This is a genomic window from Nonomuraea wenchangensis (genome assembly GCF_900111685.1).
GTDB classification, from domain to species: Bacteria; Actinomycetota; Actinomycetes; order Streptosporangiales; family Streptosporangiaceae; genus Nonomuraea; species Nonomuraea wenchangensis.
This window is the reverse complement of the sequence record NZ_FOHX01000005.1, coordinates 647,335-667,500: the sequence shown is the minus strand read 5'-3', so window position 1 is coordinate 667,500 and position 20,166 is coordinate 647,335. Positions and strand designations below refer to the sequence as shown.

At 71.0% G+C, this 20,166-nt stretch carries 20 protein-coding genes; 7 read left to right on the top strand and 13 right to left on the bottom strand.

The features are described from left to right. The first annotated feature begins 34 nt into the window (after positions 1-34). Entirely contained in the window at positions 35-640 is a 606-nt protein-coding gene (locus BMW85_RS18970; protein ID WP_091082794.1) for a VOC family protein, read from the top strand. A gap of 53 nt (positions 641-693) precedes the next feature. On the opposite strand, the gene BMW85_RS18965 is transcribed toward BMW85_RS18970, so the two are convergent. After that, the gene (locus tag BMW85_RS18965; protein WP_091082792.1) at positions 694-2,358 is read right to left on the bottom strand and encodes an endo-1,4-beta-xylanase; all 1,665 of its coding nucleotides are present in this window, start codon (positions 2,356-2,358) and stop codon (positions 694-696) included. 249 nt (positions 2,359-2,607) lie between these two features. Between BMW85_RS18965 and BMW85_RS18960 the strand changes: the two genes are divergently transcribed. The 4 genes from BMW85_RS18960 to BMW85_RS18945 all read left to right on the top strand — a co-directional run bounded on the left by BMW85_RS18960 (position 2,608) and on the right by BMW85_RS18945 (position 6,662). Beyond that, the gene (locus BMW85_RS18960; RefSeq protein ID WP_091082790.1) at positions 2,608-4,278 is read left to right on the top strand and encodes a class I adenylate-forming enzyme family protein; all 1,671 of its coding nucleotides are present in this window, start codon (positions 2,608-2,610) and stop codon (positions 4,276-4,278) included. Positions 4,279-4,464: 186 nt separating this feature from the next. Continuing rightward, positions 4,465-4,872, top strand: a complete 408-nt coding sequence (locus tag BMW85_RS18955; protein ID WP_091082789.1) for a hypothetical protein — start codon at positions 4,465-4,467, stop codon at positions 4,870-4,872. A gap of 19 nt (positions 4,873-4,891) precedes the next feature. Continuing rightward, entirely contained in the window at positions 4,892-5,263 is a 372-nt protein-coding gene (locus tag BMW85_RS18950; RefSeq protein ID WP_091082787.1) for a nuclear transport factor 2 family protein, read from the top strand. A 103-nt stretch (positions 5,264-5,366) separates the two neighbouring features. Next, positions 5,367-6,662, top strand: a complete 1,296-nt coding sequence (locus tag BMW85_RS18945) for an MFS transporter (protein WP_091082785.1) — start codon at positions 5,367-5,369, stop codon at positions 6,660-6,662. A gap of 97 nt (positions 6,663-6,759) precedes the next feature. On the opposite strand, the gene BMW85_RS18940 is transcribed toward BMW85_RS18945, so the two are convergent. Further along, positions 6,760-7,005: a hypothetical protein gene (locus BMW85_RS18940; protein ID WP_091082783.1), complete on the bottom strand. Its 246-nt coding sequence runs from the start codon at positions 7,003-7,005 to the stop codon at positions 6,760-6,762. Between the two features lie 78 nt (positions 7,006-7,083). On the opposite strand from BMW85_RS18940, the gene BMW85_RS18935 reads away from it, so the two are divergent. Together BMW85_RS18935 and BMW85_RS51955 are read left to right on the top strand one after the other, a co-directional pair. Further along, on the top strand, positions 7,084-7,707 hold the full coding sequence (locus BMW85_RS18935) for a Uma2 family endonuclease (RefSeq protein WP_342743422.1): 624 nt from the start codon (positions 7,084-7,086) through the stop codon (positions 7,705-7,707). 9 nt (positions 7,708-7,716) lie between these two features. Continuing rightward, positions 7,717-7,851, top strand: a complete 135-nt coding sequence (locus BMW85_RS51955) for a hypothetical protein (protein ID WP_281249590.1) — start codon at positions 7,717-7,719, stop codon at positions 7,849-7,851. Positions 7,852-7,900: 49 nt separating this feature from the next. Here BMW85_RS51955 and BMW85_RS18930 read toward each other — a convergent pair whose 3' ends face one another. The 11 genes from BMW85_RS18930 to ruvX form a co-directional block, all read right to left on the bottom strand. After that, complete coding sequence (locus tag BMW85_RS18930; RefSeq protein ID WP_091082781.1) at positions 7,901-10,456, bottom strand: phenylalanine--tRNA ligase subunit beta; 2,556 nt, start codon at positions 10,454-10,456, stop codon at positions 7,901-7,903. Beyond that, positions 10,456-11,496: a phenylalanine--tRNA ligase subunit alpha gene (gene pheS, locus BMW85_RS18925; RefSeq protein WP_245774919.1), complete on the bottom strand. Its 1,041-nt coding sequence runs from the start codon at positions 11,494-11,496 to the stop codon at positions 10,456-10,458. Before pheS ends, BMW85_RS18930 begins: the two co-directional genes overlap by 1 nt. Positions 11,497-11,637: 141 nt before the next feature. Continuing rightward, on the bottom strand, positions 11,638-12,732 hold the full coding sequence (locus BMW85_RS18920; protein ID WP_091082777.1) for a sensor histidine kinase: 1,095 nt from the start codon (positions 12,730-12,732) through the stop codon (positions 11,638-11,640). A gap of 50 nt (positions 12,733-12,782) precedes the next feature. Further along, a complete protein-coding gene (locus tag BMW85_RS18915; protein ID WP_091082775.1) occupies positions 12,783-13,586 on the bottom strand; it encodes a TrmH family RNA methyltransferase in 804 nt (267 codons plus the stop codon). Positions 13,587-13,679: 93 nt separating this feature from the next. Beyond that, positions 13,680-14,063: a 50S ribosomal protein L20 gene (rplT, locus tag BMW85_RS18910; protein WP_020547116.1), complete on the bottom strand. Its 384-nt coding sequence runs from the start codon at positions 14,061-14,063 to the stop codon at positions 13,680-13,682. Positions 14,064-14,087: 24 nt separating this feature from the next. Then, complete coding sequence (gene rpmI, locus BMW85_RS18905; protein WP_026215152.1) at positions 14,088-14,282, bottom strand: 50S ribosomal protein L35; 195 nt, start codon at positions 14,280-14,282, stop codon at positions 14,088-14,090. Positions 14,283-14,408: 126 nt separating this feature from the next. Continuing rightward, entirely contained in the window at positions 14,409-14,978 is a 570-nt protein-coding gene (gene infC / locus BMW85_RS18900) for a translation initiation factor IF-3 (protein WP_281249589.1), read from the bottom strand. Positions 14,979-15,386: 408 nt separating this feature from the next. Further along, positions 15,387-16,241: a shikimate dehydrogenase gene (locus BMW85_RS18895; protein WP_091082773.1), complete on the bottom strand. Its 855-nt coding sequence runs from the start codon at positions 16,239-16,241 to the stop codon at positions 15,387-15,389. A gap of 121 nt (positions 16,242-16,362) precedes the next feature. Then, on the bottom strand, positions 16,363-17,520 hold the full coding sequence (gene mltG / locus BMW85_RS18890; RefSeq protein ID WP_091082771.1) for an endolytic transglycosylase MltG: 1,158 nt from the start codon (positions 17,518-17,520) through the stop codon (positions 16,363-16,365). A gap of 211 nt (positions 17,521-17,731) precedes the next feature. After that, positions 17,732-19,633: an endolytic transglycosylase MltG gene (mltG, locus tag BMW85_RS51165; RefSeq protein ID WP_245774903.1), complete on the bottom strand. Its 1,902-nt coding sequence runs from the start codon at positions 19,631-19,633 to the stop codon at positions 17,732-17,734. A gap of 52 nt (positions 19,634-19,685) precedes the next feature. Then, positions 19,686-20,165, bottom strand: coding sequence for a Holliday junction resolvase RuvX (gene ruvX, locus BMW85_RS18880; protein WP_020547122.1), 480 nt, complete (start codon positions 20,163-20,165; stop codon positions 19,686-19,688). Position 20,166 lies beyond the last annotated feature (1 nt).

The following is a 20,166-nucleotide window of genomic DNA, read 5'->3' as shown; positions in this document are numbered from 1 at the left end:
TACCTGCGATAGTTGAAAGGCGTACGGTTGACGTATGGCTGAGACCCCCGATCAGGTGCACTGGCGCGGCGTGCACCATCTCGCCCTGGTGACCGCGGACATGGACGCCACCGTGCGTTTCTGGCACGGCGTCCTCGGCGCCCGCCTCGTCGCCACCCTGGCCGTCCCCTCGTTCAAGCACTACTTCTTCGACGTCGCGCCCGGCAACACGGTCGCCTTCTTCGAGTACGCCGACCAGCCGCTCGACAGCTTCGCCAAGCCCGCGGGCGTCCCGTACGCGCGCGCGGCCCAGTTCGACCACCTGTCGCTGCACCTGCCGGACGAGGAGGCGCTGCACCGCATGCGCGACCGGCTGAAGGCGCACGGCTGCGAGGTCACCGACGTCATCGACCACGGTTTCCTGCGCTCGATCTACTTCAGCGACCCCAACGGCATCGCCCTTGAGGCGTCCTGGTGGACGCTCGACCCGACCGGCCGCGCGGCCGACCACGCCGACGAGCGGCTGTTCGCCGACCCCGACCCGGTGCCGGCCGTGCGCGAGCTGCGCGAGGAGGGCCGGCTGCGCCACACGGTGGCCACCCGGCTGGTCGACGGCGTCATCGAGGACCTGCGGCGCGAGGGCATCACGCTGGAGCGCTGAACACGACGGGCACCCCTGGAGCGCGGTCCAGGGGTGCCCGGTCTGCCCGGCCGTCAGGCGCAGGTGTAGGTGGAGGGGGTCTGGGTGTTCCCGCTCGGGCGGCTCACCTGGAAGCCGAAGGAGGTGCCGGCGTTCGGTGCCAGGTTGCCGTTGTAGTTGGCGTTCTTCGCGGTCACGGTCTGGCCGCTCACCGTCAGGGTGGCGTTCCACGAGCCGGACAGGGTGTGCCCGGCGGGCAGGGTGAAGGTGACGGTCCAGCCGCTGATGGCGGAGGTGCCGGTATTGGTGACGGTCACGGGCTGGATCACGTAGCCGCCGCTCCACTGGGTCTGCACGGTGCCGGTGGCGGTGCAGCCGCCGCCCCCGCCCGGCCCGGCCTGGGTGGTGAACGTGGCGAGCGCGGAGTTGCCGGACAGGTTGCCCGCGCCGTCCCTGGCCCGCACGTACACCTGGTACTGCGTGCTGGGGCTCAGCCCGGTCAGCGTGATCGAGGCGGTGCTGCTCTGGCCGAGCAGCGCGTCGGTGGCGCCCTGCTCGCGGTAGACGTTGTAGCCGGCCAGGCCGCTGCCGCCGGTGTCGGTGGAGGCGCTCCAGGTCAGGGCGGCGGAGTTGGAGGTGACGGTGCCGACCGTCGGCGTGCCCGGGGTGGTCGGGGCGGTGGTGTCACCGCTCGTGCCGCCCGCCAGCGCGTCGTGCACGGCCGTGTACGCCGGCTTCTGCTGGTAGTTGGCGTCGTACGGGAGCGCGAAGCCCTCGTTGGGGAAGGTGTCCGGCACCCAGGAGTGCTTGTCGGTGAAGCCCCAGATGGTGACGCCGGCGCAGGCGGTCACCGCGAGGCAGGCGTTGACGACGTTGCGGTAGTAGGTGGCCTGGGTGGTGTCCTTGGAGCTGTCGCGCGGCGTCTGGATGCGCACGTCGAGCTCGGTCACCCGGACCTGGACGCCGAGCGCGGCGAAGCGCTGCATGTTCTGCTGCATGTCGCTCGGGAAGCCGTACTGGATGGCGAGGTGGCTCTGGAAGCCGACGCAGTCGACCGGGACGCCCTGCTGACGCAGCGACGAGACCAGGTTGTACATCGCGGTGCTCTTGGCGTTGATGCCCTCGACGTTGTAGTCGTTGATGCACAGCCGGGCGTCGGGGTCGGCGGCGCGGGCGGCGCGGAAGGCGTCGGCGACGAAGCTCTGGCCCAGGGTGTTGTACCAGAACGAGGAGCGCCAGCCGCCGTTCTCGTCGAAGACCTCGTTGACGACGTCCCAGGAGACCACGGCCGGGTTGTCGGCGTAGTGGCCGACGACCTGGGCGATGTGGTTCTGCATCGCCGAGCGCATGGCGGTGGCGCCGAGGCCCTGCACCCAGCCGGGCGTCTGCTGGTGCCAGACCAGGGTGTGGCCGTGGACCTGCTGGTTGTTCTGGGTGGCGAAGTTGACGATCTGGTCGGCGCCGCTGAAGGTGAACTGGCCCTGGCTGGGCTCGGTGGACTCCCACTTCATCGCGTTCTCGGCGGTGATCTGGTTGAACTCGGTGCCCGCGATGGTGCGGTAGGAGGTCTCACTGCCGAGCGGGCCGGTGGCCAGCGCCGTGCCGATGAACTTGCCCTTGGCGGCGGCGTGGGTGCGCAGCGGCGCGGACGCCTGGGCCGAGGTGGTGGGCAGCAGGAAGGCTGCGACGACCCCCAGCAGGGTGAGGACTCTGAGGAGCGCGGACGAAAGCACGGACATCGACCTCCGGGGGGCGGGCACTCGATCCGAAAGTTTTCGATCCTCATGGATCGCATCGCAGACGGTATTGACATGCCCGTGGAGGGTCAATGGCGTGGCTCGCCGGTCGCCAAAGCAGCAGTTGGGAGGCTGAAAGTATCGGAAGAGTCATGAAAGTTTCATGAGCCAGGTGACCCTAGCGAAACGTACTGACCGGTCGGTACTGTGATTTATCCAGAATAATCGTCCACAGCGGGGAGCGTTCTGCAGATGACCCTTACGCACGCCCAGGTCCAGGCCCAGCTCACCGGCCCCGGCCAGCTCTTCGAGATGGAGGAGATAGGCGACACCGGGGTACGAACGTGGAAGCACGCACCCGCCCATTTCCGGGCGCTGCTGGAGATGAGCAGGTTCCACGGCGAGAAGGTCTTCCTCGTCTACGAGGACGAGCACATCACGTTCGAGGACCACTTCCGCCGTGCCGCGACGCTGGCCAACCGCCTGATCGACGAGTACGGCGTGCGCAAGGGCGACCGCGTGGCCGTGGCCATGCGCAACTACCCGGAATGGGTGATCTCCTTCTCCGCCGTGCTCGCCGCCGGAGCCGTCGCCGTGCCGCTCAACGCCTGGTGGACCGAGAACGAGCTGGCCTACGGCGTGCGCGACTCCGGCGCGAAGGTGCTCATCGCCGACGGGGAGCGGGCCGAACGGCTGGCCTCCACCGGCGTGCCGATGATCGTCACCAGGGGCGAGGCCACCGGCGGGGCGCGGACGTTCGCCGACGTCCTGGGCGAGGTCACGGCCGACGTCACGCTGCCCGAGGTCGAGCTGTCCCCCGAGGACCCGGCCACGATCTTCTACACCTCCGGCACCACCGGCAACCCCAAGGGCGCGCTCGGCAGCCACCGCAACATCGGCCAGTCCCCCATGACCGTCGCCTACGGCCTCATGCGCTCGGTGGCGCTGGCCGGCAAGGACCCGGCCGCCGCGGCGGGCACCCGCCGGATCACGCTGCTGACCGTGCCGCTGTTCCACGTCACCGGCTGCTTCTCGGCCATGACGACCACGATGTTCAGCGGCGGCGGCCTGGTGCTCATGTACAAGTGGGACGCCGGGCAGGCGCTGCGCCTCATCGAACGGGAGAAGGTCAGCGCCATGATCGGCGTGCCGACCAACGCCTGGCAGCTCATGTCGCACCCCGACTTCGGCAAGCACGACCTGTCGTCCCTCTCCACGCTCGGCTACGGCGGCGCCCCCGCCCCGCCCAAGCTGCTGGAGCGCATCACCACCAACCTGCCCGACCGCGCCCCCTCCAACGGCTACGGCATGACCGAAACCAGCGCCCTCGCGATCGGCAACGGCGGCGCCGACTACCACGCCAAGCCGGACAGCATCGGCGTGCCCTCCCCCGTCGTGGACGTGCGCGTCGTGGACCCGATGGGCGAGCAGCTCGCCCCCGGCGAGGTCGGCGAGCTGTGCATCCGCGGCCCGAACGTCATCCTCGGCTACTGGAACAAGCCCGAGGCCACGGCCGAGACGTTCGTCGACGGCTGGGTGCACACCGGTGACCTCGCGAGGATCGACGAGGACGGCTTCGTCTACATCGTGGACCGCGCCAAGGACATGGTCATCCGCGGCGGCGAGAACGTCTACTGCGCCGAGGTCGAGGCGGCCCTGTTCGAGCACCCGGCGGTGGACGACGCCGCTGTGATCGGGGTGCCGCACGACGAGCTGGGCGAGGAGGTCGGCGCCGTCGTCCGGCTCGCGCCGGGCGCCTCGGTCACGGTGGAGGAGCTGCGGGAGTTCCTGGCCGGGCGGCTCGCCAAGTTCAAGATCCCGGTGCACGTGTGGTTCCGCGAGGGCGAGCTGCCGCGCAACCCGGGCGGCAAGATCCTCAAGACGCACCTGCGCCGCGAGGTCCTCGGCACCCCCCAGTCCTGATCACCGCGGGCGCGGTCGCTCCGTGGGGGGAGCGACCGCGCCTCCTCGGACGAGTTTCGCCGTCCGCCTTCCCAGCTCAGCCCCTGTTTCCGCAGCCCCGCTTACCTGACGCGTAATCGCGCCCCCTACCCCGTGGCTGACATCTTCGAGATGTCGCAAGGACAGCCACCTGAAGGAGGGCCCGATATGACCGCCGTAACCGTCACCGCCGACAAGGCCAGATTCCTGCGCCTCGCCCTAGCCGCCGACGCCGTCGTCACCGGCGGCAACGGCCTGGCCTACCTGGCCTTCGCCGGCCCCGTCGCCGACCTGCTCGGCCCCGACGCGGGCCTGCTGCGCGGGATCGGCGCCTTCCTCCTGGTCTACGGCGTGGCGGTCGGCCTGCTGGCCACCCGCCGCGACCTCGGACAGGCCGGCCCGCGGACCGTGATCGCCCTGAACGCCGTCTGGACCCTCGGCAGCCTCGCCGCCGTGGTGACCGGCGCCCTGGACTTCACCACCGTCGGCGCGATCTGGGCGATCGCCCAGGCCGTCACCGTGGCCGCCTTCGCCGAGCTGCAGATCATGGGCCTGCGCAAGGCCCGCGTCAGCTGAACGAACAACCCCTGAGGAGATGACGATCATCATGGACAACACCCTCGTCGAGCGCTACGTCGCCGCCTGGAACGAGACCGACGCCGAGGCCCGCGCCAAGGCCGTGGCCGAACTGTGGACCGAGGACGCCACCTACACCGACCCGCTGGCCGACGTGGCCGGGCACGACGGCATCGCCGCCGTGATCCAGGGCGCGCAGGGCATGTTCCCCGGCCTGGTGTTCACCCCGGGCGAGGTGTACGACGCCCACCACCACATCGCCCGGTTCACCTGGCACCTCGGCCCCGCGGACGGGGAGCCGGTGGCCGTCGGCTTCGACGTGGTGGAGCTGGCCGAGGACGGCAGGATCCGCCGGGTGCTGGGCTTCCTGGACCGGGTGCCGGCCGCCTGACCGGAGATCGACAGGGCCCCGGGGACTCCCCGGGGCCCTGTCGCGTTTCGCGATCCGAAATCGATTTGCGGTTGTCCGCCCCGGCCCCGGACAATCTGAAGTCGTGCTCGACCTCGCCAGACGTTTCTTCCGTCACTTCCGCATCGATGTGGGCCCCCTGCGCGACTCCCGGGACTACCGGCTGATGTTCGCCTCCGGGATCATCACGATGTTCGGCACCTTCATCTCCGTGGTGGCGGTGCCCTACCAGATGAAGGAGCTCACCGGCTCCTACCTGGCGGTCGGCCTGGTCAGCCTGGCCGAGTTCGTGCCGATGGTGGTGTGCGGGCTCTGGGGCGGCGCCATCGCCGACGCCCTCGACCGCCGGAAGATCATCGTACTGAGCGAGCTGGGCCTGCTGTTCACCTCGCTCGCGCTCATGGTCAACGCCATGCTGCCGTCGCCCCAGATCTGGGTCCTCTACGTGATGGGCGCGATCTCCACCGGCATCGGCTCACTCCAACGGCCCAGCATGGAGGCGTTCTTCCAGCAGGTCGTCAAGCACGAGCAGCAGGCGGCGGCCGCGGTGCTGTCCAGCCTGCGCTGGAACTTCGGCGCCATCGTCGCCCCGGCGCTCGGCGGCCTGCTGGTGACCTCGGCCGGGGTCGCGGTGGCTTACGGCCTGGACGCGCTGACGTTCCTCGGCTCGCTGGTGCTGCTGTGGCGGATCCGGTCGCTGCCGCCCGCCGAGGACGCCGCGCCCGCGTCGCTGCGCTCCCTGGTCGAGGGCGTGCGCTACGCGGTGGGACGCCGCGACCTCATGGGCACCTACCTGGTGGACATGGCGGCCATGGTGTTCGCCATGTCCACGGCGCTGTTCCCGTTCCTCGCCGACCAGCTGCGCGCGCCACAGGCGCTCGGGCTGCTGTACTCGGCGGGCGCGATCGGCGCGCTGATCGCCTCGCTCACCGGCGCGTGGGCGGCCCGCGTGCACCGCCACGGCCTCGGCGTCATCATCGCGGCGGCCCTGTGGGGCGCGGCCGTGGCGCTCGCCGCGCTGGCCCCGAACATCTGGCTCGTCGTCGTCTGCATGGCCCTCGCCGGCGCGGCCGACATGGTCAGCGGCATCTTCCGTTCGACCATGTGGAACCAGACGATCCCGAGCGAGCTTCGCGGCCGGCTGGCCGGCATCGAGCTGCTCTCCTACGCCAGCGGCCCGATGCTCGGCAACGCCCGGTCGAGCCTCATGGCCAACCTCGGTGGCGCCCGCTTCTCGCTGGGCGCGGGCGGCCTGCTCTGCGTCGGCGCGGTGCTCGCCCTGGGCGCCGCGCTGCCGTCGTTCCGCCGCTACGACGCCCGCACCGACGAGCACGCCCTCGCCGAGAAGGCCCGCCGCCAGGTCGCCACCCAGCCCACCTGACCCACCCCAGGTGACCCGCGCCCGTCTGACCCGCGCCCGTCTAACCCCGCCCGTCTGACCTCACCCGCGTGACCTTGCCCGCGCGCCGGTCGCCGTCTCAGCTTGTCTCGCGCCACCCGTCGTAGCGCTCGGCCAGCTCGTCCAGGCCGGCCAGCGCCGCCTCGTCCAGCCCCTCCCCGAGCCCTTCCGCCACCACGAGCCACTGGGCGTCCTCGGCGTCGTCCTCGCCGGCCAGCGTCTCACGCACCACCCGCGGCATTCCGAGCGCGGGATACCACTCCCCCAGCGTCTCGGCCACCTTCTCGGCATCCTCCCGCTCACCGAACACCAGCAACACCGTCATGCGCCCATTCTCCCAGCCGCGCCACCGTATCCGACCGTTCACATGGCGTGAGCGGAATAGGTTGATAGCGTTAGTTCCATGACTGCGACTGCGGAAGCGGTGACCGTTGAGATGACGCCTCCTCCTTCGCTCCCCGACTGGGCCATTCCGCCACCGCAGGGCTTTGTGGCAGAAGACCTCGATCACATTCCGGATTTGCCTGCGCACACCGAGTTGATCGATGGAAGCTTGGTCTTCGTGAGCGCGCAGCGAGACTTCCACCAGTCGGTCGTCTTCCGGCTGCACGTGCAGTTGGAGGACTTTCTGCCCGCCGGGCACGAGGTGCGACAGGAGATGAGCGTCAAGCTGGCACCACGGCAGCGCCCCGAGCCTGACCTCATCGTCCTCGGCCCCAAAGCCGTGATCGGCCGGGAGGTCACCTGCTACCTGGCCGACGACGTCGTGCTCGTCGTCGAAGTGGTCTCACCCGACTCCGAGATACGTGACCGCGTACGCAAGCCCGTCCTTTACGCGGAGGCCGGCATCCCGCACTTCTGGCTGATCGAGGAGGTCCACGGCAGGCCCGCCGTCTTCGTCTACGAACTCGACCCCGTGACGAAGTCCTACGTGATCAGCGGAGCCCATCATGACCGCCTGAAGGTCTCCGTGCCCTTCGACATCGACATCGACCTGACCATGCTCTACAAGAGCCGCACCCGCTAGATCCCACCGATGCGCAGGCCGGTCTTCGCAGGCCGTCGAGCCGCGACCGGTCTCTACGCCCTGACCGGCCTGCACCATGACCGGCTGAAGCTCACCGTCCCCTTCGACCTCGACGTCGATCTCGGCGAGGTCGAGCGCATGTGAAAGGGCCGGCCCCGGCTTCCGCCGGACCGGCCCTTCACATCGGGCAGGGTCAGGAGCTGCGCAGCTGGGCGCCGACGCGGTCGGCGGCCAGCGCCACCGCGGCGTCCCGGGCCGCCGTCGTCTCCTCGACCGTCAGCGTACGGTCCGGCGCCCGGAAGCGCATCGTGTACGCGAGCGACTTGTTGCCCTCGCCCACCTGCTCCCCGGCGTAGACGTCGAACAGCCGGATCGACTCCAGCAGCTCCCCGGCTCCGTCGCGCAGCGCCGCCTCGACGTCGGCCACCGGCGTGAAGTCGGGCACGATCAGCGCGACGTCCTGCGTGGCCACCGGGTAGGCCGACACCGCGGGCGTCTGCACCGGCCCCGGCATGGCCTGCTCCAGCCGCGTCAGCTCCAGCTCCATGGCCGCGGTGCGCGGCGGCAGCCCGTACGCCTCGATGACCCGCGGATGCAGCTCACCGGCGTGCCCCACCAGCGTGTCGCCCACGTAGAGCGCGGCGCACCGGCCGGGGTGCCACGGCTCGTGCTGGTCGGCGCTGATGGACAGCTCCAGCCGGGCCTCCTCGGCGACCAGCCGCGCGGCCTGCACGGCGTCGGCCCAGGACGCCTGGCGTCCCTCGCCCCACCAGCCGGAGCGCTCGAACTCCCCGGCCAGCACCACCGCGACCCGCACGGGCTGGTCGGGCAGCGCCGCCTCGATCGAGGCCAGCTCCTCCGGACTGGGCCGCCGCTCGACGCCGAGCACCGGCGCGGTCTCGGGCGCGTTGGGCCGCGGCCGGTAGACCGGGCCCGTCTCGAACAGCGCCACGTCGGCGAAGCCGCGCCCGACGTTGCGTACCAGGGTCTTCAGCAGCCCCGGCAGCAGCGTGGTGCGCATCAGCGGCTCGTCCTCCGACAGCGGGTTGGCCAGCCGCACGGCCGCGCGCCGGGCGTCCTCGGCCGGCAGCAGCAGCCGGTCGAAGTCGTCGGGGCTGATGAACGGGTAGCTCAGCACCTCGACGTAGCCGCCCTCGGCCAGCGCCCGCCCGGTCCGCCGGCGCAGCCGCTGCCCCTCGGTGAGCCCGGCCCCGGCGGGGGCGCTGGGCAGCACCGACGGCAGGGTCTCGTAGCCCTCCAGCCGGATGACCTCTTCGGCGAGGTCGTTGGGGTCGGTGAGGTCGGGCCGCCAGGACGGCGGGGTGACGGTGATCATGTCGTCGCCGGTGACGGCCAGCTTGGCCGCCAGCGCGCCGCCGGTCACGACGCCGGTGGGGGCGACGCCGCCCTTGCGTACGGCGGGGTCGTCGCCGTCGGTCACGGTGCAGCCGACCTGCCGCAGCCGGGCGATGACGGTGTCCTTGGAGTAGGGGACGCCGGCGACCCGGCCCGGGTAGCTCGCGGGGATCGCGATGCGCGCGGGCGTGACCTCGACCTCGGCGTGCGTGACGCCTGCCCCGGCCTGGGCGCCGCCCAGCTCGGCCAGCATGCGCACGGCCTTCCACGACGCGACCAGCGGCAGCTCCCTGTCGACGCCGCGCTCGAACCGCTTGGACGCCTCCGACACGAGCCCGTGCCGCCGCGACTCGCGGGAGATGCCGGTGGCGGAGAAGTGGGCGGCCTCGATGACGATGTCGGTCGAGCCGTCGGAGATCTCGGTCTCCAGCCCGCCCATGGTGCCCGCCATCGAGATGGGGCCGGACTCGTCGGTGATGAGGATGTCGTCGGGGTCGAGCTCGCGTACGACGTGGTCGAGGGTCTCCAGCCGCTCGCCCGGCAGGGCCCGGCGTACGACGATCTCGCCCTGCAGCCTGGCCCGGTCGAAGGCGTGCAGCGGCTGCCCGAGCTCCAGCATCAGGTAGTTGGTGACGTCGACGGCCAGCGACACCGGACGCATGCCGGCGCGCGACAGGCGGGTGCGCATCCACAGCGGGCTCGTGGCGGCCGGGTCGAAGCCGGTCACCTCGCGCAGCACGAACCGGTCGCAGGCGGTCGGGTCGCCGATAGAGGCAGGCCACGACGGCTCGTCCGTGGCGGGCACCTCGACGTCGGCGGGGTCGCGGAAGGCGACCCCGAACGCGGTGGCCGCCTCGCGCGCCACGCCGCGGATGGACAGCGCGTAGCCGATGTCGGGGGTGATCTCCAGCTCGATCACGTCGTCGCGCAGGCCGAGCAGCTCGACCACGTCGGCGCCGACCGGCGTGCCGGCCGGCAGCACCATGATGCCGCCGTGCTCGTCGCTCAGCCCGAGCTCGCGCTCGGAGCAGATCATTCCCTCGGACATGCGCCCGTACGTCTTGCGCGCCCCGACCTCGAACCCGCCGGGCAGCACGCCGCCGGGCAGGACGACGGGCACACGGTCGCCGGCGGCGAAGTTGGTGGCGCCGCAGACGATCTCGCGCGGCATCGCCTCCCCCACTTCGACCCGGCAGTGCCTGATCGGCTTCTTGAACCCGGTAAGCTCCTCGATCTCCAGCACCTCGCCGACGACGACGTTCTTGACGTCGTGGCCGTGGGAGGTGATGGCCTCGAGCTTGAGCCCGGCCGCCGTGAGCTTGTCGGCCACCTCGTGAGCGGTGACCGCCGGGAGATCGACATACTCCCGCAGCCAGGAGAGCGGGACCTTCATCAGATCTCCATTCCGAACGGGAGCGTGAAGCGCACGTCTCCTTCGACCATGTCACGCATGTCCTCGGCGTTGTGCCGGAACATCAGGGTCCGCTCGATGCCCATGCCGAAGGCGAACCCGGAGTAACGCGAGGGGTCGACGCCGCAGGCGATCAGCACCCGCGGGTTGACCATGCCGCAGCCGCCCCATTCGATCCAGCCCTCCGACTTGCAGGTGCGGCAGGGCGGGTTGCCGGGGACCGCCGAGGCGCCGCGGCAGACGAAGCACTTGAGGTCCATCTCGGCGGACGGCTCGGTGAACGGGAAGTAGTTGGGCCGGAACCGGGTGGTGATGCCCTTGCCGAACATGACCTCGGCGAACCGGTCGAGCGTGCCCTTGAGATGGGCCATGGTCAGGCCCTCGTCCACGGCGAGGCCCTCGGTCTGGTGGAAGACCGGGGTGTGGGTGGCGTCGAGTTCGTCGGTGCGGAAGGTCTTGCCCGGCGAGATGACGTAGACCGGCAGCTCGCGCTGGAGCAGCGCGCGAATCTGCACCGGCGAGGTCTGCGTGCGCAGCACCATGCCGGAGCCGGTCGAGCCGACGAAGAACGTGTCGTGGTCGGAGCGGGCCGGGTGGTCCTGGGCGATGTTGAGCGCGTCGAAGTTGAACCACTCGCCTTCGAGCTCGGGCCCCTCGGCCACCTCGTAGCCCATGGCCACGAACGCGTCGGCGATGCGCTCCTGCAGCGTGGTGAGCGGGTGGCGGGCGCCGCGCGGCCGGCGGTCCCACGGCAGGGTGACGTCGACGGTCTCCTCGACGAGCACCCGCGCGTCGCGCTCGGCCTCCAGCTCGGCCTGGCGCGCGGCCAGCGCCTCGTTGATCGTCCTGCGCGCGCCGCCGACGCGCTTGCCCGCCTCGGCGCGGGCGGCCGGCGGCAGCGCGCCGATCTCGCGGTTGGCCAGGGCGATGGGCGAGCGGTCGCCCGCATGCGCCAGCCTGGCCTGCTTGAGTGCGTCGAGGCTGTCGGCCGCCTTGATCGCCGCGATGGCGTCGGCCTCCATGCGCGACACCTCGTCGGCATGCAACGGTGTCACCTCGACGGGGTCGTAGTCAGACAAGAGTGAGCTCCGTATCCAGGGCTTGAGCGGAAAAGAGTCTAGTGGGGTCCGCCCACCGGCCCCGAATCCCGCTTGCCGGGCCTGTCAGGCGGACGTCGCGAAATCGGGGGTGCCGGTGGGCACGGTAAATCGGAACTCCGCCCCGCCCTCGGGCGCCCGCTGCACGGTGATCGTGCCGCCGTGCGCTTCGACCAGGCCCTTCACGATGAACAGGCCGAGCCCGGTGCCGCCGCGACGGCGGCTGTTGCCGCCGCGCCAGAACTGCCGGAAGACGCGCGGGGCCAGCTCGGGCTCGATGCCCTCGCCCTCATCGCGGACCGACACGGCAACTCCCCATCCGACGGACTCGATCTCCATTGTCACGGTGCCGCGGCCATGGCGCAGCGCGTTTTCCACCAGGTTACTCAGAATCTGGTCAACTTTGTCCTGGTCGAGCCACGTCTCCGGCAGCTCGTCGTGGACGACGAGCCGGAACCGGTCCTCGGGCTCGCCCGCCGCGACCCGCCCTGCGATGATCCGGCGGGCGCGGGCCGGCAGGTCGACGACCTGGCGGCGCACCTCCAGCCGCCCGGACTCGATGCGGGAGACGTCGAGCAGCTCGGTGATGAGCCGGGTGACGCGGTCGGCGTCGTTGTTGACCGTCTCCAGCATGACGAGCTTCTGCTCTTCGGTGAAGCGGCTCCACTTGGTGAGCAGGGTCGCGGTGAAGCCCTTGACGCTGGTCAGCGGCGAGCGCAGCTCGTGGGCGACCGTCGAGACCAGGTCGGCGCGGCTGCGCTCCAGCCGGGCACGGGCGCCGCCGTCGCGCAGGGTGATCGCGACGCGCTCGACCTCGCCGCCGCGCTCCGGCTCGCGGACCAGCCGTGCGGTGACGTAGAGCTCCTGCCCGCCGGGCAGGTGCAGCGGCCGCTCCGGCACCCGGACGCGGCTGCGCAGCCCGCCCTCGGGGTCGAGCGCCTTCCACCAGTCGCGGCCGTCGTGGTCGCGGAAGGGGAAGACGTCGCTCATGTGGCGGCCGACCGCGCGCTCCATGCGGACGCCGGTGAGCCTCGCGGCGGCGCGGTTGACGGCCAGCACCCTGCCATATCGGTCGGCCACGATGAGGCCGTCAGGAAGGTCGTCGATGGCTATCGTGCACGCGGCGGCCACTACTTGCCCGTCGGTTTCTGCGCCGTGCACGACCTCGCCTCCTCCGCCTACAACGCCGACAATAGCGGGTTTCCGGCCGCCTAGGGCACTCGCTGAGCCCTGGCGGAGGAGTAAAGGCATACCGCCGCGGCGGTGGCCAGGTTGAGACTTTCAGCCTGTCCGTAGATGGGCACTCTGACCACATCATCCGCTTCGGCGCGTATCTCCTCCGGCAGTCCCCAAGCCTCGTTCCCGAAGATCCACGCGGTGGGACCCGACAGATCGACGTCGTCGAGCGTGTGCTTGCCCGCGCCGTCGGCCGCCAGTACGCGCAAGCCTCGCTCCTTGAGTTGACGCACGGAGGGACTCACCGGTGCACCGATGACGACGGGCAGATGAAAAAGACTTCCAGCGCTGGCGCGTACGCACTTGCCGTTGTACGGGTCCACGGAGGCGTCGGTGAACACCACCGCGTCGGCCCCCGCGGCGTCGGCCGCCCGCATGACGGTGCCGGCGTTGCCCGGGTCGCGTACGTGGGCGAGCAGCGCGACCAGCCGCGGCGTGCCCTCCAGCGCCCGCTCCAGCGGCACGTGCACGAGCCGGCAGACCGCGACCAGGCCCTGCGGGGTGACGGTCTGGGTGAGCTCGGCCATGACCTCGCCGCTGGCCCGGTGCACCGGCACGCCCTGAAGCGTGGCCTCGGTGATCAGCTCGGCGTGGCGCAGCTCGGCCTCGGCCGTGGTGAACAGCTCCAGGGTGACGTCCGCCAGCCGCAGCGCCTCGCGCACCGCCTGGGGGCCCTCGGCCAGGAACTTGCGGTCCTGATCACGGAAGGCGCGCTTGGTGAGCCTGCGCGCGGCCTTCACCCGCGGCGACTTCACGTTGGTCAGCTCGGACCCGGCCATGCGACTCCCCCTGGGTCGTACACGTTCACTGCTGCGGTCGTGCGGGTACAGCAAAGGGCCCACCGCCAACGGTGGGCCCTCGTCAAAAAATGCTCAGCTCGCGGCCGGCGCGTTCACGTTCGCCGGCAGCGCCTTCTTGGCGGCCTCGACGAGCGTGGCGAAAGTCTGGCCGTCGTTCACCGCCAGGTCGGCGAGGATCTTACGGTCAACCTCGATGCCGGCCAGGCGCAGGCCCTGGATCAGGCGGTTGTACGTCATGCCGTTCTGCCTAGCCGCGGCGTTGATCCGCTGGATCCACAGGCGGCGGAAAGCGCCCTTGCGGTCCTTGCGGTCACGGTAGGCGTAGGTCATCGAGTGGAGCATCTGCTCCTTGGCCTTGCGGTACAGCCTCGACCGCTGGCCACGGTAGCCGCTGGCCCTCTCGAGGACGACCCTGCGCTTCTTCTTGGCGTTGAGCGCCCGCTTCACGCGTGCCATGTTCTATCTCCCCGGGGAATCGCGCTACTTGGCGAGCAGCTTCTTGATCTTCTTGGTGTCGGCGTCGGAAAGGACGACCTCGTTCTTGAGACGGCGCGTCAGCGTGGACGACTTCCACTCGTTGTAGTGCGCGCGGTTGGCACGGCGACGCTTGATCTTGCCGGAACCGGTCAACCGGAACCGCTTCTTCGCACCACTGTGCGTCTTCATCTTCGGCATGTCGCCGTCTCTCCTCGTTTCGGTCGTGCCGGTAGCCGGGCCGGTGGTCGGCCGACCCGGTCGCGGCGTCTTTCGTCTGCCGGCGGCTGGCTCGGGGCGCCCTGTAAGGCTAACCCCTACCGGAGGTCACGCTTCCTGTGGGGAATCGTCCTCGCCGCCACGCTGTGCCTTGGCCGCCGCCTTCTCGGCCTTGGCCTCGGCCTTCTTCTTGTGCGGACCGATCACCATGATCATGTTACGGCCGTCCTGCTTGGCGTGGGACTCCACGAAGCCGAGCTCCTGGACGTCGTCCGCCAGCCGCTGCAGCAGCCGGAAACCGAGCTCCGGCCGGGACTGCTCGCGTCCGCGGAACATGATCGTGACTTTGACCTTGTCCCCCGCCTTGAGGAACCGCACCACGTGACCCTTCTTGGTCTCGTAGTCGTGCGGGTCGATCTTCGGCCGGAGCTTGATCTCCTTGATGATCGTGTGCGCCTGATTCTTGCGCGCCTCGCGCGCCTTCATCGCGGACTCGTACTTGAACTTGCCGTAGTCCATGAGCTTGCACACGGGCGGTCGAGCCGTGGCCGCGACCTCGACGAGGTCAAGGTCGGCTTCCTGGGCGAGCTTCAGGGCGTCGTGAATCGAGACGATGCCAACCTGCTCGCCGTTCGGGCCCACGAGGCGAACCTCGGGAACTCGGATACGCTCGTTGATGCGGGGCTCAGTGCTGATGGGGCCTCCTAGGTTTGCGATCCCTACGTGCTCGTCGTGCCCAAGGCCCTTCGCATTACCCCTAACGCGAAAAGCCCCGCACGTCGCGCATGCGGGGCCACTGAGCTCTTCGGCTTCGTGGCCTCGAGCTCCCCGGAGTAGTCCGGCGTGATCCTGGACCCGGCCACCTTTCGGTGACTCAGGTGGGAGGGAGACCTCCGCTTGCGCGTCCAGCAAACATGCCGGACCGATCAGAGAGCTACATTACCACAACAGCCAGGGCCGCTCGAATCTTCCCGCCGATCACGAATTTCCCGGCCGTCAGGCCGGGGCCTCCGGCGGCCTGGGGCCGAAGGGCTTTGGCCCCCAGGCCGGGCCGTTGGCTGGGCCGTTGGCTGGGCCGTTGGACCGTCAGGCCGGGGCCGTGGCGCGTCTGCGGATCTCGGCCTCGCCGGCCGCGCGCATGGCTTCCACCGGCACGTCCGTACGCCCGGTCATCAGCTCCACCTGCCGCACCGCCTGGTGCAGCAGCATCGCGAAGCCGCCCACGACCGTGCCGCCCGCCGCCGCGACGGCCGCCGCCGCCCTGGTCGGCCAGGGCGAGTAGACCACGTCGAACAGCGCGGGCACCCGGGCCAGCCGGTCGGCGAAGGGGTCGGCCGCGCCGCCCGGCAGCGTGGAGACGACCAGGTCGGCCCCGGTGAACACGTCGAGCTTGTCGAGCGTCTCCACGGCCAGCGCCATGCCCAGCCGCTCGGCCACCTCGGCGGTCCCACCGGCGCGGGCCGGCTCGCGGACCAGGAGGGTGGCGGCGTGCAGGCCGAGCTCGCGCAGCGCCGCGAGCGTGGAGGCCGCCGTCGCGCCGCCGCCCAGCACGACGGCCGAGCGCGGAGCGCGCACGCCGGCCTCGGCCAGCGCCCGCACGATGCCGTACACGTCGGTGTTGTCGCCGTGGCGGCGCCCCTCACGGAACACCACCGTGTTGGCCCCGCCGACCTCGACGGCCAGCTCGGAGACGGTGTCGAGCAGCGGCAGCACGGCCCGCTTGAGCGGCATCGTGAGCGACAGCCCGGCCCAGGCGTCCTCGCCGGCGCGGCCCTGCCCGCGCACCGGGGTCAGCTCGCCCAGCAGCCCCGGCAGGCGGGCCTCGTCGCACTCGAACGCCTCATAGCTCCAGCCGGCCAGCCCCATCTCGCGGTAGGCGGCGCGGTGCAGGAACGGCGAGAGCGAATGGGCGATGGGCGACCCCATGACGGCGGCGCGCATCCGCGGCTCCTTCCCCTACGAACAGCACGACCCTATCGCGGGCCGCGCGGCCCCTCGTACGACGCCGCCCACCTGCGGTTCGTCGTCGCAGGTGGGCGGGGTCGGCGGGCGGGAGGGACGGTCAGCCGCCGCAGCCGCCGTTGGCGGTGCACTCGGCGAGCAGCGCCTGCCGCTCGGCCTCGGTGGTGGCGAACTTGGTGACCGAGCTCTTGGGGTCGGTGGCCACGAAGAACAGCCACGAGCCCTTGGCCGGGTTGAGCGCGGCCTCGATGGCGTGGTCGCCGGGGTTGGAGATCGGGCCCGGCGGCAGCCCCAGGTGCTTGTAGGTGTTGTACGGGGAGTTGGTCTCCAGCTCCGCGTGGGTCGCGTAGGTGCGGTACTTGCCGAGCGCGTACATCACCGTGCTGTCCATCGACAGCTTCATCGGCGGGTTCTGCCCGAGGCGGTTGTAGATGACGCGGGCGATCTTCGGCATGTCCTCGGCGCGGCCGGCCTCGGCCTGGATGATGCTGGCGATGACCATGATCTCATGCGGCTTGCGGCCGAGGGCCTTGGCGCCGCCTTCCAGGTCGATGCGCTCGGCGGTCTGGTTGAACCGCTTGACCATCTGCGCGAGCATCTGCTTCGGCGTGGCCGTGGGCTGGAACTCGTAGGTGGCGGGGAAGGCGTAGCCCTCCAGCTTGCCCCTCGCGTACGGCGGCAGATCCAGGTCGCCGGCCTCCTTGACCGCGGCCTGGAACTCCTTGACCGGCTTGCCGGTCTCCTCGGCCAGCTTGGCCAGCGTGTCCGACAGCCGCAGGCCCTCCTTGAGCGGCACCCTGACCAGCAGCTTGTTGGAGGGTGTGAGCGCGTCGACGGCGGCGGCGGCCGACATCTTCTTGCGCATCTTGTAGGTGCCCGGCTGCAGCGAGCCGCTCTTGTTGGCGTTGCCGATCGCATTGGTGAACGCCCTGGCGCTGGCGACGACCCCCTGCCGCTCCAGCTCCTGCGCCACCTCCGACGCGCTCTGGCCGTCCTGGATCTGGATGACGACCTCTCCGGTGCCCTGACCGGTGTAGTCGTCGGGCACGAGAGCGTCGCTGAGCCAGAGGTAGCCGTAGTATCCGCCGCCGCCGATGATGCCGGCCAGCACGACGAAGGCGAGCAGCGGCGCGATGAATCCACCCCGGTTACGGCGGCGGCGGCGCCTACGGTTGCCGCGGCCGCCCCGGGCGCGCCGTCGGGACTGACCTTCGTCGTCCTCGGCGCCGAGCAGCGTGTTCAGATCGAGATCGCTCATAGGTTCGCAGGCCAATCTCCCGGTACGGCCGGCAGGGCGTCAAGCGGAAGTGCCCAACCGGCACAGCTCACCGAGCGGAACTGGGGGGACCGCCGATCATGTTCCCACGACCAGCGGAGATCACTCTGGGTAGCCATGCTAGGGGACGGAAAGAGGACACGCGCCCCATTCTGCGACATTTGCGCGGGAGCGCAGGAAGTCACGTCGAACATCAGCTCGTCCCGAGGTTCTTGTTCAACTCTTCCCGGTATCTCACGAACTCGCTCTCTTTGTTGGTGAATTTGGTGATTCTATGCGCCGGATCCGTCGTCACAAACCAGTGCCAATCGCCGTCCGCCGGGTTCAGAGCCGCCACCAGGGCCTTAGCGCCGGGATTGGCGATGGGCCCAGGAGGCAGCCCCTTGCGACGGTAGGTGTTGTACGGAGAGTCGACCTTGGTGTCCTTCTCGGTCACTCTCAGCGTCCGTCGCTTCTGCGCGTACAGGACGGTGCTGTCGATCTCCAGCGGGGTGCCCCGCTCGAGCCGGTTGTAGATGACTCTGGCGATCTTGGGATAGTCGGCGTCGGTGCCGCCCTCAGCCTGGATCATGCTGGCCACCGTGACCGCCTCCAGCGGCGTCAGATGCACGCGGGCGGCCTGCTCGGCCAGGCGCAGCCGGCGCGCCTCCGCGCCGAACCGCTCCACCATCGCCGCCAGCACGTCCACGGGAGTGTCGCCGGGCTCGATCTCGTACGTGGCCGGGAACAGGAAACCCTCCAGGCCGGGCGCGTACGACGGCAGGCCGACCAGCCCCTTGTCCACCGCCAGGAACTCCTTGAGCGACAGGCCCGTCTGCTTGGCCAGGCGGGCCAGCACCTCGCTCACCCGCATGCCCTCCGGCACGGTAACCCGCTTGACGACGCGGGAGGCGGCGTCGAGCAGCAGGTCCAGCGCCGCCGTCGAGGCCATGCCCTTGCGCAGGCGGTACGTCCCGGGACGCAGCCGTCCGGTCACCGCCCGGTCCTCGCTCGCGCGGACGAACGCCTGCGCGCTCGCCACCACCCCGGCATCGGCCAGCGCCGTGCCGATCGCCTGGGCGCTGGCGCCGGGCGGGATGCGGACCGTCACCGTGCCCTCGCCCCTGCCCTCGAAGTCGGCGGGGCTGAGATACGGCTTGACCAGCACGATGACGCCGACGCCGGCCCCGATCAACGCCACCGCCAGCCCGGCGGCCACCAGCCCCGCCTTCCGCGCGGCCTTCCGCCGCCCGGAAGGCCGCCCGCCCTTCCCGGCTCCCGCCGCCGCCCGGCCACCCTGGTCGCCGGGCACAGCCCGCTCACTCTCACGTCCGGCGGTCCCGATGCCCGCGGCCTGGCCCTCAGCTGCGTGACCCTCGCTCACCCCGGCTGATTCCGACCCCTCACCCGCGCCCGCAGGCACCGGTCCATCGCCGGCACCGGCGCCGCCGCCCAGGTCATGAGAGGTCTCTCCCGCGGAGCCGGAGCCCTCACCCAGACCGTGGGAGCTCTCTCCGCCGGAAACGGAGTCCTCCCCCACGCCGTGGGAGGTCTCTCCCCCGGAGGCGGAGCCGTCGCCGCGGCTGTGGGAGCTCTCTCCCCCGGAGGCTGGGCCCTCGCCCGGGCCGGCGGGCGCCGTGGCATCGCCCCGGCTCCCGCGTGTGCCGACGGCATCTCCCGTCGCAGGAGCAGGGCCCGTCATGTCGCCGCGCCGAGCAGCCGAAGCCGCCCCGACCGGCCCGTCATCGGCCGACCCGTCACCGGCCACCCCGGCCACTCCGTCGTCGTCCGGCTCGGAGGCCGACTCGTGGACCGGCTCGGAGGCCCGCTGGTAGGCGGGCTCGGAGGCCGACTCGGAGGCCCGCTCTTGGACGGGCTCGGAAGCCCGCTCCTGGACGGACTCGGAGGTCGGCTCCTGGACGGACTCGGAGGTCGGCTCATGGACCGGCTCGTGAGCTGGAGCCGTTTCCAGGGGTGCAGGGTCCGTCGCGGCGTCGGTGGCCGGTCCTGGACCGCCATCCCCCTGGTCAAGGTCCTCGTCCTCGGGGCTGAACGGGATGAGGTCACCGCTGTCGTCCTGCTCCTCGGGCAGGCGGCCGTCAGGTATCTCGTTCACGGCGTCACCGCCCCGGTGCCCGCCGCGCTCCCCCGCCCCGTGTACCGCCGGCTCATTGGGCAGGTCCGTCGGCCGCCTGGGGCGGTTCGACGGGCCTGCCTGGTGGTCTGTCGGTGGCGCGTTCGGAGTCGAGCGCGTCCTGCAGCAGCACGACGGCCGCCGCCTGGTCGACGACGCCCCGCTGCTTCTTGGCCTTGACGCCGCTGGCCCGCAGGCTGTGCTGGGCGGCGACCGTGGTCAGCCGCTCGTCGAACAGCCGGACGGGCGTCGGCGCGAGCCGGGCGGCGAGCCGCTCGGCGTAGGCGCGCGCCAGCTCCGCCGCCTGCCCCTCGCGCCCGGACAGCGACCGGGGCAGGCCGACGACGACCTCGATCGCCTCGTGCTCGGCGACGATCGCCGCGATGCGGTCGAGGTCGCCCTTGCCGCGCCGGACGGTCTCGACCGGCGTGGCCAGCATCCCCGAGGGGTCGCTGCGGGCCACGCCAACCCGCACGGAGCCGACGTCCACGCCGATCCGTGAACCGAACCTCATG